Below are 15,457 nucleotides of genomic sequence, written 5' to 3' on the forward strand. Positions count from 1 at the left end.
TCCTATTCCACGGTGACTGATTTGGCCAGGTTGCGGGGCTTGTCCACGTCGCGGCCGAGCGCGAGCGCCAGGTCGCGAGCGAGGATCTGCAGGGGCACGACGGACTCCAGCGGCCCCCAGCGGTCGATGCCACCGGGCATCGCTGTGCCCAGGCTCAGGCCGAGTGCGGGGATGGTGCTGCCGGCGCCGCCGATGCGGATGATGCGGCCCCCGCGGGCTTCGACCTCGGAGATGTTGCTCTCGATGCGGCGGTCGCCGGAGTCGATCACGACGACCGGGGTGCCCGCCTCGACGAGCGCCAGCGGACCGTGCTTCAGCTCGCCGGCCGGGTAGTGCTCGGCCCAGCGGTAGCTCAGCTCCTTGAGCTTCAGCGCGCCCTCGGCGGCGTAGACCACGCCCGCGCCGCGGCCGAGGAAGAGGAAGCCCTGGGCATCCCGGATCTCCTCGATGAGCGGCGGGATCGCTTTCTGCGATGCCGCGATTGCATGAGCGAGGAGGTCCGGGATGCGCCGGAGGTCGTCGGTCTGACGCCGGGCGTAGTCCCGATCGATCCTCCGTGTCGCCGCGAGGGCCGACAGCGCCATCGCCACCCCGGTGATCACCTGGGCGACGAAGGTCTTGGTGGCGGCGACGCCGATCTCCGGGCCCGCGTTGCAGTTGAGCATGGAGTCGGCGCGCCGCGCGAGCGTGGAGTGCTCACTGTTGGTGAGCGCCATGAGCGACGAGGTGCCGAGATCGAGGTCGTCGATCGCCCGCAGCACGTCGGCGGTCTCGCCGGACTGACTGAGGGCGATGACGAGGGTTCGCGGATCCATGATCGCCGACGACGCCTCACTCGCGATCAGCGAGCTGTTGGGCACGTCGCCGAGCGCGCCGAACGCGTTGGCGATGACCCGCCCGGCGTTCAGCGAAGTGCCGCAGCCGAGCACGGCCACGCGTTCGAAGGGCGGGAGGTTGAGACCCGACCACAGCGACCCGTCGGCGATCATCGGAGCGAGGCGGTCGATGATGCGCGCCGCGGTCTCGGGCTGCTCGGCGATCTCCTTGCTCATGTAGTCGGTGTGCCCGGCGAGGCCGTGCGTCACGCCCGACCAGTTGGACGTCGCATAGGCGGGGGCCGCGGAGTGCGCCCCGCTCCTGGTCCAGACGAACTCCTCGCCGAGCTCCACCACGTCGCCGTCGGTCATCGCCTGGAACTCGTCGACGAACTCGGCGATGGCGTTGATGTCGCTGGCGGCGAAGACGCCTCGGGCCGATCGCGCCACGAGCAGGGGCGAGCGGTGCGCCGCAGCCACCATCCGGCCGGTCTCGGCGTCGAGGGCGACGATCGCCCAGGAGCCGTGCAGCCGCAGGGTGGCGGCGGTGACCGCGGAGCGGAGGTCGCCCGTGATCAGCAGCTCCTCCTCGATCAGGTGGCTCACCACCTCGCTGTCGACCTCGGAGGCGAACAGGTGCCCGGTCTGCTCGAGCTGGCGGCGCAGGGCATCCGAGTTCTCGATGATGCCGTTGTGCACGATGCTGACGCGCTGACGGCAGTCGGCGTGCGGATGCGCGTTCGACTCGGTGACGGCGCCGTGCGTCGCCCAGCGGGTGTGACCGATGCCCGTGCCGGAGAGCGCGGGGCCGGCCCACTCGTCGAGCTGACGTTCGAGCGTCTCGACCCGGTTGGTGGTGCGAGACGACGCCATGGTGCCGTCGAGCGTGCGGATGGCGACCCCGGCGGAGTCGTAGCCGCGGTACTCCAGCAGTTTCAGCGCGTCGATCAGGAAGGGGCCTGCGGCCTCATCCATCCGGCACGCGACGATGCCGCACATCAGGAGCCCCAGGTGTCGAGCGCGACGTGCGGGGAGCTGATCGCCTCGTGTTCGAGCGACCGGGAGGTGAGCATCTCCTCGGCGACACGGCGGATGATCTCGTCGAGCGGCGTGGCCGGAACGAAGCCGACGAGGCCGTAGGCACGGCTGTTGTCCGGCACCCGGCGGCGCATGTCTTCGAATCCGGCGGCGTAGGCGTCGCTGTAGGAGACGAAGGTGACGCTGCTCTTCGAGCCGGTGACGTCGATGATGCGGCGGGCGAGGTCGATGATCGAGACCTCTTCGGCGCCACCGAGGTTGAACGCGTTGCCGTAGGCGGTCGGTTCTTCGACGATGCGCACCAGGGCCGGCACGATGTCGCCGACGTAGGAGAAGCAGCGCGTCTGGTTGCCGTCTCCGTAGACCGTGAGAGGCTCACCGCGCAAGGCCTGGCCGACGAGGTTCGGCACGACCATGCCGTAGCGGCCGGTCTGCCGCGGGCCGACGGTGTTGAACAGCCGCACGATGGCGACGTCGAGTCCGTACTCGGTCCAGTAGGCGTGGGCGAAGGCCTCGTCGATGCCCTTGGCAGCCGCGTAGGTCCAGCGCGACTTCAGCGGCGAGCCGAGGATGCGGTCGGAGTCCTCGTGCAGCTTGTCGGCCGTGTTCTTGCCGTAGATCTCGCTGGTCGACACGAGCAGCAGGGTCGCACCGTGCTCCACGCAGGCGTCGAGCACGTTTTCGGTGCCGTGGATGTTGGTGCGGAGGCTCGTGAGCGGCTGCTCCACGATGAGCTTGACGCCCACCGCAGCGGCCAGGTGGAAGACCCGGTCGGCCCCGCGCACTGTCGCCATCACTGCATCCCGATCGAGCACGGAACCGTGCACGATCGAGAGCCGGGGGTTGACGAGTGAGTCGATCAGATTGCGGGGCGCCCCGGTCGACATGTCGTCGAGAACGACGACCTCGTCTCCCAGTTCGAGGAGGTATTCCACCAAATGGCTGCCGATGAAGCCGGCTCCGCCGGTGATTACTGTGCGCATCGTTGTTTGTCCTATTCGAGTTCGGGTCGGATGGGTTGGTCGGGTGTTACAGGATCACGCGCTGGGGCACGTCGACCCCGCGGTAGGTGGTGTCGAGAACGAGCTGGTGCGGCTCGATCCAGGTGAGGTCGGCGTCGGAGTGCCGCGTGTGCAGCAGCACCAGTTCGGCTCCGAAGGCGCTCGGGTCGGTGACGGCGGTGAGGTGGGTTCCGCTCGGCAAGGTGACGCCGTCGAAGTGGCCGTCGACGAAGGCGACCGTGGCGCCGCGTTCGATCAGGCCGTCGAGGATCTCGAGGGCCGGCGATTCGCGCAGGTCGGCGACATCCGGCTTGTAGGAGATGCCGATGACCAGCACACGGGTGTCAGTGATGCCGGAGCCGGCGTTCGAGAGCACCTCCTGCACCCGGTCGACCACGCGGTTCGGCCGGGCGGCGATCTCCACCATGGCCTGCGTGATCATCGGGGCCGCGACGCGCTGCTTGCGCAGCTGCCAGAGCAGGTAGTGCGGGTCGCACGGGATGCAGTGGCCGCCGACGCCCGGGCCTGCCAGGAACGGCATGAACCCGTAGGGCTTGGTGGCTGCCGCGTCGACCACGTCGGCCGGGTTCAGGTCGAGAGATCGGCAGATGTCGGCGAATTCGTTGGCGAGGGCGATGTTGACAGCGCGAAACGTGTTCTCCAAGAGCTTGGTCATCTCGGCCGCCGCGAGCGAGCGAACGCGGTGCACGTTGGTGACGTAGCGGAGCAGGAGCTTGGTCGCCTCCTCTTCGCACTCCGCGGTTGCTCCGCCGACCACGCGAGGAACCTCGTCGTGGTCGAAGGACGCGTTGCCCGGGTCGATGCGCTCGGCGCTGAAGGCGACGAAGACGTCGGAGCCGATGGTGAAGCCCCGTTCGACCAGCGGCTTCACCAGCAGGTCGTCGGTGCAGCCGACGTAGGAGGTGGAGGTGAGCATCAGCACCTGGCCGGCCACGGCGTGGTCGACCACCATGGCGGTGGCGCCCTTCAGGATCGACAGGTCGGGAATGAGGTGCTCGTCGACCGGAGTGGGCACGCAGACGATGACGGCTGCGGCGCGGCTGAGGTCGTCCGGGTTCGTGCTGAGCACGAAGCCGGGGTGGTCGAGGGCGACCGACAGGCGGGCGTGGTCGACCTCCAGCAGGTCGGCCTGCTTTGAGCGGATGACGTCGATCCGGCGTTCGGAGACGTCGAGTGCGAGCACCCGGCTGTTGGAGCCGTGGTAGGCGAGCGCGGTCGGCAGCCCAACGTAGCCGAGTCCGACGATGGCGACGTCGAATTCGAATCCGGTGGCTGCGGCGGCCGGCTGAACCGGTGCGTCCCAGCTTTCGGCTTCCTCGGTTCGCTGCGGGCGGGTGATGCTGTCGAACGTGGTCACGGTGTCTCCTTGATCTTTTGGCGCGTGTCAATAGCGGTGGGATCACGGCGGTCTTCGACGACGAGACGAATGAGTGGGTTCCTCCGGGTGAGAGGCTCATCCATCTCGTCGCCGTGCGACGCAATCGGGTCGGGGTGAGAGATGAAGTTCGAGTGATTCGGCCTCTGCCCCCGGACACACTGTCTCCGGCAGCCGTCGGGAGAGTCAATCGCTTTCGGGAGGACTGCGGTTTTCAACGCAGGGTTCGCGTCCGACTGCGGTCGGTGGCGGTGAAGTGCGGTTTCCCGCACGGAGATGCGGGAGGTGGGCGACGGTCGACGAACTAACGTGGGCCCCGTGACAAAAGGGGGAAAGCTGCCATGATCTCGTTCCTGATCGTTCTCGTGCTGGTGCTCGGGGTGAACACGATCCTGTGGACCACCGTGGGCGGGATGCGCGTCGTCGCCGCCCGCATGCGCCGCAAGGACACCGTGCCCGTTCGGCTCCGAGCCGGCGGGCCGGCGCGGGAGGAGGTGGCCATCCTGATCGCCGCGCACAACGAAGAGGTGGTGATCGGCAACACCATCGCCTCGCTCGCGGAGTTCGGTCACGACATCAACGTCTTCGTGGTCTCCGACGGATCGACCGACGACACCGCGGTCATCGCCCGCGCGCACGGCGCCACCGTTCTCGAGCTCAGCCCCAACCGTGGCAAGGCCGGCGCGCTCGTCGAGGCCATCAAGCAGTTCGGCATCGCCGAGCGGTTCGAGGTGCTGCTGCTGCTCGACGCCGACACCCACCTCACCGCCGACTACTTCGAGAGCGGTCTCGGCGAGTTCGCCGACCCCTCCGTCGTTGCCGTCGCGGGGCGCGCCTCCACACTCTTCGTGCCGCGCTCACCCACCTTCTTCGGCCGTCTCCTCGTGGCCTACCGCGAGCGGGTCTACATCGCGATGCAATACCTCTTCAAGTTCGGGCAGGCCGCTCGCTACGTCAACGCGGTGCCGATCGTGCCGGGGTTCGCCAGCATGTACCGCACGCGCATCCTGGCCGACATCGACATCGCCGCTCAGGGCCTGAAGATCGAGGACTACAACATGACCTTCGAGGTGCACGCCAAGCGCCTCGGCCGGATCGCCTTCCACCCGAATGCGGCGATCGCGCTCACCCAGGACCCCGACACCCTATTCGACTACGTCAAGCAGGTGCAGCGCTGGAACCTCGGGTTCTGGCAGACCGTCGGCCGCCACCGCTTCCGGCTCCGCACTTTCTGGCTGGCGCTGACCCTTTTCATCGCCGAGCTCGTGCTGGCAAGTGTCGTGCTCATCCTGCTGATCCCCGCCGTGCTCATCTCCACCGGGGCGGCGACGCTCGACGACCTGGGACTCGACCCCTCCGGCTATGCCGACGACATCTCGGGCATCCTGCCGCCGCTCGCCCTCGTGCTCGGCGTGGTGATTCCCGACTACCTGCTCAGCGTGCTGGCCGCCGTGGTGTCGAAGCGCCCGATCTACCTCGCCTACGGCTTCTTCTTCCCGTTCTTCCGGATCGTCGACGCCCTGCTCTGCATGGTCGCGCTCTTCGAAGCGGTGTTCAGCCGTTCGACCGGCAGCTGGAAGAGCCCGTCGCGGCGGCCCGTGCGCACCGAGGGTGGCGCGCACGCCACTGAGGCGCCCGCGCTCAGTTGAGCCCCGCGCTCAGTTGAGAAGCGACGCAAGGTGCGATCGCGATCGCGCGCCCACCTTGCGGTAGATGTGCGTCAGCCGCAGCTCCACGGTGCGCAGCGAGATGTAGAGCTCAGCGGCGATCTCCCGGTTTCGGAAGCCCTTGCGCACCATCTCCGCCACTTCGCGCTCCTCGGGCGTCAGAAGGGCCAGCACGGCGCTCGCCGGCACGGCGGGCGGGGTCTCGGCCTGCACCACGAAGCGGCGGGCCCAGAGCGTCGCGCCCGCCTGCTCGAAGGCGGCGGTGGCCGCCGTCGCCGCGTGCTCGGCAGCCTGGGCATGGCCGAGCCGGCCGAGGCGCTCGGCCTGGGCGATCAGAGTGCGCCCGTGGTCGTAGCTGTAGACGGTGCCGTCGTAGCCCGCCGCCGCCTCGCGGAAGAGGGTCGGCGAGACGTCGTCGGGCGCCACCAGGGCGCGGGAGCGCGCGATCGCGAGGTCGAGCCACTTGGTGGGCCGGAGCTTCTGCTGCTCGATCATGCGGCGGAGCACGGCTTCGGCCTCACGCATCCGTCCGGTCGCGACGCAGGCTTCCACCAGATCGGCGACGTGCCGCAGCAGCGACGGATTCTCGATCTGGGCGGCCGTGGCATCCGCCAGCAGCAGCACGCGCACCGCTTCGTCGTAGTTCTTCTCGAGCAGGGCGACCTGGCCGCGGTGCGTGAACAGGCGCGCCAACACCGAGGGATTGCGCTCGGCCGAAGCCAGTTCGAGGCATTCCTCGCCGTGAGCCTTCGATTCGTCGAAGCGCTCCTTCGAGAAGGCGTACCAAGCCAGCATCAGCGATCGCACCGATCGACGGCTGGTGACCGGAAGCGAGATCGCGAGCCAGTCCTCGATGGCCAGGCGTGCGCGATGGAAGTCGCCCGCCCGCAGCTCGTTGGTGCAGGCGAGCGTGTGCGCCCAGTCGGTGGCGAGCGGATCGGCCTCGGGCTTGCTGAACAGCACCGCGTAGACGCGACGCGCCTGGGCGTAGCGCTCGCGGTAAGTCAGGGTGGCGGCGAAGGTCACCAGCGACTGGGGGGAGAGCGCCTGCAACGATTCGGAACTGATCCGGGCCGTCGGCGGCTCATTGCCCGGCACGTTGTCGGTGGCGTCGACCACGCCGAGCGCCTCCTTGTGCGCCGCGAGCGCCCGCGGGTTCGCCCGAGAGGTGAACTTCTCGGCCAGGAGGCAGCTGCGCCGCGCCTCGTCGACCTCCCACCGCACGGCGTGCAGCACCGAGGCCTGGGAGAGCAGGTGCACGGCGCCCGACGGATCGTCGTCGCCGTAGAGACTCACCGCCGCCTCGACGTCACCGGTCGGCACCATCTGCGACTTCTCGAACTCGATCGCGATGCGATCGCCGGCCAACCGCATGTTGAGCGCGGACGAGTTCTGGTCGAAGCGCACGTGCAGAAGGTAGCGCTCGGCGAGATCCAGTTCGGCGTGGCTGCTGAGCGCCGACGCGAAGCGGAAGAGCAGGGCGTGGTGATCTTCGAGGTCGATCGCGATGAGCAGGGCGCGCTCGGCGAGCTCGACCGCGGAGTTGATGTCGCCGTCGTTGGCGAAGCGCGTCGCCGCCACCAGCAGATCGTCGGTGAGCGCGGCGTCCGGAGTCGCGAAGCTGGAGTGCCACACCTGCAGGCGGTCGTCGACGCCCTCGTTGAGTTCGACGAGCCGGGCGTGCTGCTCCCGGCGTTCCCGCGGCTTCATGTCCCAGTAGAGGTAGGAGCGCAGGAGCGGTTCGACCAGGTGCACGTACTGCCCGTGGGCGAGGGCGAGACCGGAGTACAGGATGTCTTCCAGCGCATCGATGTCGTCGGTGCTGGTGCGGGTGAGCGCCGTGATGTGGCTCACCGGAGCCAAGGCGATGGTCTCGAGCATCCGCCACTGCGGCTCGGCGATGCCGGCCAGGCGGTAGGCCGCCGTGTTCTTGATGGTCTCGCTCGGCCGGCAGGGCAGCACGAGCGGCTCCCGGCCGAGGGTCTGCTCATGGCTGAGCGAGCGGGCCGCCTCCATCATCACCAGCGGATTGCCGTCGGCCTGGTGCGCGATGATCTGCAAGGTTCCCGGATCGGTACCGGGCCCCAGATCGGACAAGGCCAATTCGACCGACTCGTCGATGCTCAAGCGGTGCACTTCGCGCTGCTGGAAGCCGGCCAGCGGGCTGTCCTCGGCGAGGCGCTCGGCGCTCGCCACGAACCGCAGGCCGGTGCCGGCCAGCCGCCCCGCCATGAAGCCCAGCAGCGTCTGGCTCTCGAGATCCATCTTGTCGATGTCGTCGATCAACACGAGCAGCGGTGGCAGGCTCAGCCCACGGAGCAGTGACAGCAGGTCGCGCGCGGCGGCGAACATGAACTGCGGCTCGGTGGAGCGGAGCGTGAAGCGGCCGCCGAACTCCACGGCGCGGGAGTCGTCGATCGACGCGAAGACCCGGGAGAAGCCGGACAGGGGCCAGGCCGCCTCGGCCGGATTCGCGTGCAGCAGCACCGCCTGGATGGACGATTCCCGGCGGGCGGCTTCGAGCAGGTTGGACTTGCCGATGCCCGGCTCGCCGACGAACACCACCGCACTCTCTGCGGGGGCCGTTGCGATATGCGCGACGAAGTCGAGCTCATCCCGATGTGCGATGAACTCCATCATTGCCCCCATTCGGAACGGTCAGCCTGGCGGTTCCACACCATGACGCGGGCCAGCGCTTCGGGCGCGCTCGCTATCTGTCTCAGCGACTCGGGTCGCGAACTGCATAGCACTCGTCATGACGACACTGTCTACTCGGCCGCATTGGGTCGATGCGGTGTTGATGGGTATTCGAATTCATACCCTATTCAACGGTTGTAAACAAGGAGTCGCTTGTTCGGGCTCACTCTGCTCAGTGCTCTGCCAGGAAGATTTCGACAAACGTGGCGGTGTCGTGCCATCCCTCCACGGCGTGTGTAGGCACTCCGAGCGCCTTCACCGGGTAGTCGTTTCCGCCTTCGTCGAGCCGGTCGCCCACGAACAGCATCTCGCTGAGCGGGATGCCCGTGAGCTCGGAGAGCCGCGACATCCCGTAGGCCTTGTCGATGCCCTCGCGAGTGATGTCGACGGAGGTCGAACCGCCCGACCGCACCTCGAGGTCGGGCAGCTGAGCCGCCACGGCGGCGCGCAGGCGCTCCTTCTTCTCGCCCGTCGGATCCCAGGCGGCCTTCGCATCGATGGGGGCGGCCTGGCCGAGGGCCGAGTAGGTGATCTGCGAGCCGCGGTCTTCCATGATGGGGCCCCAGGTCTCGGTCTCCCAGAGGCCGAGCTCCTTCGCGCTGGCCTCCAGGGCCGTCATCGCCCGCGACTTCTGGTCGTCGCTGAGGTTCTCGGCGTAGATCTGCTTCCACGCGCCGTCGTCGTGACGGTAGTACTGGGTGCCGCAGGTGGGCATCAGGTGCAGCCGGGCGAGCTTGTCGTCGGTGCCGGCCGGAAGGTTCGCGACCAACTGCGACTGGAACTGCCCGAACTGGCCCCCGGAGATCACGCACACCTCCACGGTGTCGAGCAGGCGTACCAGGAGATCGGCCATGCGAGGATCGAGCGGTGCCTTCGAGGGGGCGAGCGTGTCGTCGAGGTCGAATGCGACGAGGCGCACGGGTGTCGTCACGGCGAAGGTCTCCTAGTGTCGTGGATCAGGCGGGATGTCGTCGTCGACGGATGCGTCGCGGCAGCGTGCGACGCACGTCCGATTGTCGCAGACGGCGACCGGCGAGCAGGAATCGACACTAGTCGAAGCCGATGACCTCGTCGCCCCAGGCCGTTCTGATTGCGGCATCCGGGTCGTCGACGATGCTCTCACCGTGGTCGATGACGAGCGTCGAGCGGGTGTTCTCGTCGTAGAGCGGCCAGTCGGGGGCGTCGGGGTCGCCGCCGTACGCGCCGTCGGGGTGGCCTGCGGTTGCGAACGCGATCCATCGCCGCTGCAGCGCGGCCGACACCCGGTGCGCCTCGACCAGGCCACCGAGGTCGAAGCTGAAGTCCTTCTTTGAGATCTTCAGGTTGCCGAAGACATAGGCGATCTCGGCGCCGTGGGTCGCGCCGATGCCGAGCATCTTCAGAAGGGGAGGGGAGTGGTCGAAGCGGTACATCCGGGTGGGGGCCACGCGGCTGTGCGCGGCCGCAAGCCAGATCGACGGCATCCGGAAGCCCGCGTCACGGGAGAGTTCGGCGGGGGACTGACGGCGCGGATAGCGCGGATACGCGGCCTCGACCTGCGCCTCGGCACCCATCAGATCGGGGCGTTCGGCGGCGATCTCGTCGAACATCGCGTGCACGCTCACGGAGGTGATCGGCATGAGCGGCGACTTCATCAGCTTGAACAACGACGCTTCGTCGTGGTTGGTGCCGATGATGAGCGGCACGGCGAGCTCGGTTCCGTCGCGGAAGGCGTCGATCGGATGCACCGGCACGATGTCGCCGTCGACCACCGGGGCGATGGCGAGCGTGCCGGGGCTCTCGGCCGAGACGGCGCCGACGAGGTCGAAGGCGGCCTGGTTCAGCGTGGCGACCGGCAGCTCGCGGAGGCGGTGCGGCTCGTCGTGCGGCACACCGGCCAGGGCGAGGAAGCGGCGGGCCACGCGGGCCGCCCGCTCCGCCGAGTAGACCGACGTCGCCGGAGAGCTCTCGGCGATGGCGCGGTGGAAGAGTCCGGAGGCCGCGGGCGAAGTGAGGAGTGTGGTGACGCATCCGGCGCCCGCTGATTCTCCGAAGAGAGTGACGTTGCCCGGGTCGCCGCCGAACGCGGCGATGTTCTGCTGCACCCATTCGAGGGCGGCCAGGATGTCGCGGAGCCCGAGGTTCGTCTCGAAGTGGGCGGCGTCGCTGGGGGCGTCTCCGCCGGCTGGTTCCCCGTCGCTGAGCGACGAGAAGTCGAGGAACCCGAGCGCGCCGAGACGGTAGTTGATGCCCACATAAACGACGTCGCCGTTCTGCACGAGGTGGGTGCCGTCGAAGAGGGGCTGGGCGCTCGACCCGGCGAAGTAGGCGCCGCCGTGAATCCAGACCATGACCGGTTTCAGGGTCGAGCTTGCGGCCGGGGCCAGCACGTTGAGGGTCAGGCAGTCCTCCGACTGCGTGACGCCCTCGGGCAGGGAGATCGCCTTGTTCTCGTGCTGCGGGGCCGCGTGGCCGTATTCGAACGTGTCGCGGACGCCCGTCCACGGCTGCGGTGGCCGCGGGCTGCGGAACCGCAGCGGGCCGACGGGAGGTTCGGCGTACGGGATGCCGCGCCAGCTGCGGAGGCCCTCGCGAAGCGAGCCGCGCACGGCTCCGGATGCGACCTCGACGACGAGCGGGTCGACGTCCGAGTCGACGGGCAGAGCGGGCATGAGGCCACTGTAGCGATTCGGCCGTTCCGCGCGCCGGGACCGGGTTGAATGGTCGGGTGGACCACGAATCGATCGACCTCCTGCGCGAAGACCTCACCGCCGCCCGCTACCGGGTCGACGTGCTCGACTCGCTGTGGGGCGAGCAGGCGGCGTCGGCGCTTTTCCGGGGGCGACGGCTGCCGGCGGAGCGGGCGCTCGGGCGACTCCGCGCATCCGGAGACCCGCTGCCGCCGGCCGCCACGCTGGCGGCACTCTTCGTGCTGGGCGACGCGGTGCCCGCACACGAGCTGGCGGCGGCGCTGCCGCGACTCGGTGTGCAAGGCGCGAGCGCCCTCGGACTGGTGGGGGCGGCATCCGGGCCCGACGACGTGAACGTGCGCGCGCTGCTCGACCTGCGACCGTACAGCTTCGTCGACTCCCTCGGCGCCGGCAGCTGGTGGGTGGTCTCCGACCTGGGTGAAGCGGCGCTCGGCCGCGCGCTCGACGAAGACCACGTGCTCGGCATCGGCGGGGCGTCGAACACCCTGAGCGGGCTCATGATTCCGACACCAGCCGACTCGGTGCTCGACCTCGGCACCGGATGCGGCATCCAGGCCATGCACGCGGCCCGCCACGCCCAGCGCGTCGTGGCGACCGACATCTCGCGGCGGGCGCTCGAGCTGGCGGCCCTGAACGCGCGACTGAACGGCATCGACTCGATCGAGTTCCGCCACGGCAGCCTGTTCGAGCCGGTGCAGGGCGAGCGGTTCGACCGGATCGTCTCGAATCCGCCGTTCGTCATCACGCCGAGGGTGCAGGGCGTGCCGCAGTACGAATACCGTGACGGCGGCATGGTGGGCGACGCCCTCGTGGAGCAGGTGGTGCGGCAGACGGGCGAGCACCTGACACCCGGCGGGATCGCTCAGCTGCTCGGCAACTGGGAGTACCGGGCATCCGCTGAGCTCGACGGTCTCGAACGGGTGCGGGGATGGGTCGAGGGCGCAGACGGGCCAGGGCTCGACGCCTGGGTGATCGAGCGGGAACGGCAGGATGCGGCGAGCTACGCCGAGACCTGGATCCGCGACGGCGGCACGCGCCCGGGCACCCCCGGGTTCGACCCCCTGTACGGCGCCTGGCTCGACGACTTCGAGGCACGCGGAGTGCTCGAGGTGGGATTCGGATACGTGCTGCTGCGCCGCCCGGCGCTCGGCGGAGAGCCGACGCTCGCCCGCTACGAGCGCGTCGACTCGGCGATCGGCTCCAACCCGTCGGGGCTCGGCGATCACCTCGCGGTCAGTCTCGCCGGTCACGACTGGGCGGTGTATCGCGACGATGCGGCGCTGCTTCGCGAGACGCTCGTCTACGCCTCCGACGTCACCGAAGAGCGGCACTACTGGCCCGGGCACGACGACCCGGTCGTGATGACGTTGCGCCAGGGCGGCGGCTTCGCGCGGTCGGTTCCGCTCGACACGGGCCTCGCGGCGTTCGTGGGAGCGTGCGACGGCGACCTGAGTGTCGGCGCGATCATCGCGGCGATCGCGTCACTGCTCGCGGTCTCGGAGCAGGCGCTCCGCGCCGACCTCCTCCCGCCCATCCGCGCCCTCCTGGCCGACGCCTTCCTCCTCCCCGCCGCCCCCTGACCCCGCGCGCGGCCCGCGTCGTCTGCGTGCCGATCGCCGCGCCGCACGCCGCGCCGCCCGCCTCGCCGACCGCCTCGCCGCGCGCCGCGCCTTCCGCCCCGCCTCCGTTTCGGGAGGAGCTGCGTGACACGAACCCCTCCAGGGCGCCTCGTGTTCTGCACCTCCTCCCGAATCTCGACACTTCTCCACAGATCGCCCGCGGCCACTCCAGCAGCTGACGAGAATCCCGATGCTGTCGGCATGGATATCCTCGAATTCACCCACCATCAGGGCGCGGTGGCCAGTGCCGCCCATCTGCATTCCGCCGGGTTCTCGCCTGCCGACATCACCCGGAGTCTGCGCCGAGGCGAACTCGAGCGGGTCACTCGCGGATGGCTGGCGGCCGCGGGCGCGTCCTCGCCCGCCATCGGCGCGATCCGGCTCGGGGGCAGGATCTCGTGCCTCGACGTGCTCCGCGCGCATCGCGTCTGGGCCATCCGTGATCCCCACCCGCACATCTCCGCGGGCCGGCACTCGGGGCACTCGCCCTCGGCGGCGGATGGTCGTCACTCGCGAACGCCGACCGTCATCCATCGCGCCTTGCCCGCCCAGCCGCTGGGCCTGACCGCGTTCGACCCGCTGCCCGTCGCGCTCGGCCATGCGGTGATGTGCCAGCCGTGGATGGACGCCGTGGCGTCGCTCGATTCGGCGCTCAACCGCGGCGACCTGTCGACGTTCCAGCTCGCCGACCTTCTCGACCCCCTGCCGGCACGGTACGCCCGCTTCTTCGACATGGTCGACGCGGGCAGTGAGTCCGGTCTCGAAACGAAGGCGCGGTTGAGTTTGCGAGCCGCGACCATCCGGTACCGCACGCAGGTGACGATCACTGGGGCAGGGATCGTCGACAACCTGATCGGCGATCGCCTCGTTCTCGAGCTCGATGGGTGGGAATGGCATTCCAAGAAGGAGGACTTCGAGCGCGACAGAATGAAGGACCTCGTGCTGCACTCACTCGACTTCAGGGTCGTTCGGCTGAGCTACGAGCAGGTGACCCTGGGCTGGCAGGCTGCGTTCGAGGTCGTTCGGTCGCTGGTGGCTCGTGGTGAGCACCGCTGGTCGGGGCGTCAGCGACGAGCGGCATTCGGTGCGTGACCTCGTTTGCGGGAGTGTCACCACGTTTTCGGGAGGAGGAAGCGGGAACGAACCCCCGCATACGGGCGTCGTTGCGCGCTACTCCTCCCGAAACGGAGGCGCCGGGGCGGTGGGGACCGGACGGAAGCGCCCGGGCGGTGGGGGACAGGAGCGGGGGATGTCGCGCGGCGGGAGGCGACCGTACAGTGGGGGCATGGCGACACGCGTGATCGAGACCGACGTGTGCATCGTGGGGGGCGGGCCCGCCGGCATCATGCTCGGATACCTGCTGGGGCGCATCGGAGTCGACGTCGTCGTGCTCGAGAAGCACGCCGACTTCTTCCGCGACTTCCGCGGCGACACCATCCATCCCTCCACTCTGAGCCTCCTCGGGCAGCTCTGCCTCCGCGACGAGTTCCTCGAACTGCCGCACAGCGAGGTGCACACCCTCGACTTCGTGGTGAACGGGGTGCGCATCCACGCCGTCGACTTCGGCCGGCTTCCGGCGCCCGACGACTTCCTCACCTTCATGCCGCAGTGGGACTTCTTGAACTTCCTCGCGGGCAAGGCCCAGGAGTTCCCCTCGTTCCGATTGCTGATGAAAACGAACGCCACCGGGGTTCGCCGCGCCGGCTCCGCCGTGACGGGCGTGACGGCGACGGATGCGGACGGCGAGCTCGAAGTCGTCGCCCGACTCACTGTCGCCGCCGACGGTCGGGGCTCCACGGTTCGCTCCGCGACCGGCCTCGAACCGCGCGAGTTCGGCGTGGGAATCGACGTGCTCTGGTTCGCGCTGCCGAAGCCGCCGGTCTCGCCGCCCTCGACCCTGGCCTACCTCGACCGCAACGCCCTCGTGCTCACCATCGATCGACGCGACCACATCCAGGCCGGGTCGGTCATTCCCAAGGGTCGCTTCGCCGAGGTGCAGGCGGCGGGGCTCGAGGCTTTCCGCGAGTCTCTCGCGAGCACGGCGAAACCCCTGCAGCCGGTGGTCGACTCGCTCACCGACTGGGATCAGGTGAAGCTCCTCACCGTTCAAGTCGCCCGCCTCGAGACCTGGCACCGCCCGGGACTCCTCTGCATCGGCGACGCCGCGCACGCCATGTCGCCCGCGTTCGGTGTGGGGGTCAACTACGCGATCCAGGATGCGGTTGCCACCGCCAACCGGCTGGCCGAGCCGTTGCTGGGTGACGGGGTGAGCGAGCGCGACCTGGCGGCCATCGAGCGCCGTCGCCTTCCTCCCGTGCGCGCCATGCAGGCCCTCCAGCTGCGACTGCACAGCGCCATCGGCAAGCCGCAGTCGAAGCCGCTTCTGGCGAACCCGCCGACGCCGGCCCAGCGGGCGGGCCTCAATATTCTCGTGCCCACGATCCGCTCGATCGCCCCGCGATTGATCGGCCGCGGATTCCGGCCCGAGACCATCAGCGAGGTCGTGGTCGGGGCACAGTGATTCCCCAGTCGCC

10 protein-coding genes are annotated in these 15,457 nt (G+C 69.2%); 4 read left to right on the forward strand and 6 right to left on the reverse strand.

Annotation, left to right across the window (positions count from 1 at the left end; genetic code table 11):
• Positions 1 to 2: 2 nt before the first annotated feature.
• From glmS to N1027_RS10180, 3 genes are read right to left on the reverse strand one after another with little or no spacing between them, the layout of a single operon-like run.
• Positions 3 to 1,814, reverse strand: coding sequence for a glutamine--fructose-6-phosphate transaminase (isomerizing) (glmS, locus tag N1027_RS10170; RefSeq protein WP_259507426.1), 1,812 nt, complete (start codon positions 1,812 to 1,814; stop codon positions 3 to 5).
• Entirely contained in the window at positions 1,814 to 2,836 is a 1,023-nt protein-coding gene (locus N1027_RS10175) for an NAD-dependent epimerase/dehydratase family protein (RefSeq protein WP_259507428.1), read from the reverse strand. The genes glmS and N1027_RS10175 overlap by 1 nt, the downstream gene beginning before the upstream one ends.
• A 46-nt stretch (positions 2,837 to 2,882) precedes the next feature.
• Positions 2,883 to 4,232, reverse strand: a complete 1,350-nt coding sequence (locus tag N1027_RS10180; RefSeq protein ID WP_259507430.1) for a nucleotide sugar dehydrogenase — start codon at positions 4,230 to 4,232, stop codon at positions 2,883 to 2,885.
• A 359-nt stretch (positions 4,233 to 4,591) separates the two neighbouring features.
• Between N1027_RS10180 and N1027_RS10185 the strand changes: the two genes are divergently transcribed.
• A complete protein-coding gene (locus N1027_RS10185; RefSeq protein WP_259507432.1) occupies positions 4,592 to 5,899 on the forward strand; it encodes a glycosyltransferase family 2 protein in 1,308 nt (435 codons plus the stop codon).
• Positions 5,900 to 5,908: 9 nt separating this feature from the next.
• On the opposite strand, the gene N1027_RS19880 is transcribed toward N1027_RS10185, so the two are convergent.
• The 3 genes from N1027_RS19880 to N1027_RS10205 form a co-directional block, all read right to left on the reverse strand.
• Positions 5,909 to 8,554 (reverse strand): helix-turn-helix transcriptional regulator, encoded by a 2,646-nt coding sequence (locus tag N1027_RS19880; protein WP_284438732.1) that lies wholly within the window; start codon positions 8,552 to 8,554, stop codon positions 5,909 to 5,911.
• A gap of 232 nt (positions 8,555 to 8,786) precedes the next feature.
• A complete protein-coding gene (locus N1027_RS10200; RefSeq protein WP_259507434.1) occupies positions 8,787 to 9,545 on the reverse strand; it encodes an HAD-IIB family hydrolase in 759 nt (252 codons plus the stop codon).
• 118 nt (positions 9,546 to 9,663) lie between these two features.
• A complete protein-coding gene (locus tag N1027_RS10205) occupies positions 9,664 to 11,265 on the reverse strand; it encodes a carboxylesterase/lipase family protein (RefSeq protein WP_259507436.1) in 1,602 nt (533 codons plus the stop codon).
• Between the two features lie 56 nt (positions 11,266 to 11,321).
• Between N1027_RS10205 and N1027_RS10210 the strand changes: the two genes are divergently transcribed.
• The 3 genes from N1027_RS10210 to N1027_RS10220 all read left to right on the forward strand — a co-directional run bounded on the left by N1027_RS10210 (position 11,322) and on the right by N1027_RS10220 (position 15,444).
• Positions 11,322 to 12,884, forward strand: coding sequence for a DUF7059 domain-containing protein (locus tag N1027_RS10210; RefSeq protein ID WP_259507437.1), 1,563 nt, complete (start codon positions 11,322 to 11,324; stop codon positions 12,882 to 12,884).
• Positions 12,885 to 13,124: 240 nt separating this feature from the next.
• Positions 13,125 to 14,015, forward strand: coding sequence for a type IV toxin-antitoxin system AbiEi family antitoxin domain-containing protein (locus tag N1027_RS10215; RefSeq protein ID WP_259507439.1), 891 nt, complete (start codon positions 13,125 to 13,127; stop codon positions 14,013 to 14,015).
• Positions 14,016 to 14,208: 193 nt separating this feature from the next.
• The gene (locus N1027_RS10220; RefSeq protein WP_259507441.1) at positions 14,209 to 15,444 is read left to right on the forward strand and encodes an FAD-dependent oxidoreductase; all 1,236 of its coding nucleotides are present in this window, start codon (positions 14,209 to 14,211) and stop codon (positions 15,442 to 15,444) included.
• The last annotated feature ends 13 nt before the right edge of the window (positions 15,445 to 15,457 follow it).

The sequence above is a fragment of the Herbiconiux aconitum genome, from assembly GCF_024979235.1.
GTDB classification, from domain to species: Bacteria; Actinomycetota; Actinomycetes; order Actinomycetales; family Microbacteriaceae; genus Herbiconiux; species Herbiconiux aconitum.

Coding starts and splice junctions, on each gene's coding strand:
- glmS (WP_259507426.1), bottom strand. CDS start 1,814: ATGTGCGGCATCGTCGCGTGCCGGATGGATGAGGCCGCAGGCCCCTTC.
- N1027_RS10175 (WP_259507428.1), bottom strand. CDS start 2,836: ATGCGCACAGTAATCACCGGCGGAGCCGGCTTCATCGGCAGCCATTTG.
- N1027_RS10185 (WP_259507432.1), top strand. CDS start 4,592: ATGATCTCGTTCCTGATCGTTCTCGTGCTGGTGCTCGGGGTGAACACG.
- N1027_RS19880 (WP_284438732.1), bottom strand. CDS start 8,554: ATGGAGTTCATCGCACATCGGGATGAGCTCGACTTCGTCGCGCATATC.
- N1027_RS10205 (WP_259507436.1), bottom strand. CDS start 11,265: ATGCCCGCTCTGCCCGTCGACTCGGACGTCGACCCGCTCGTCGTCGAG.
- N1027_RS10215 (WP_259507439.1), top strand. CDS start 13,125: ATGGATATCCTCGAATTCACCCACCATCAGGGCGCGGTGGCCAGTGCC.
- N1027_RS10220 (WP_259507441.1), top strand. CDS start 14,209: ATGGCGACACGCGTGATCGAGACCGACGTGTGCATCGTGGGGGGCGGG.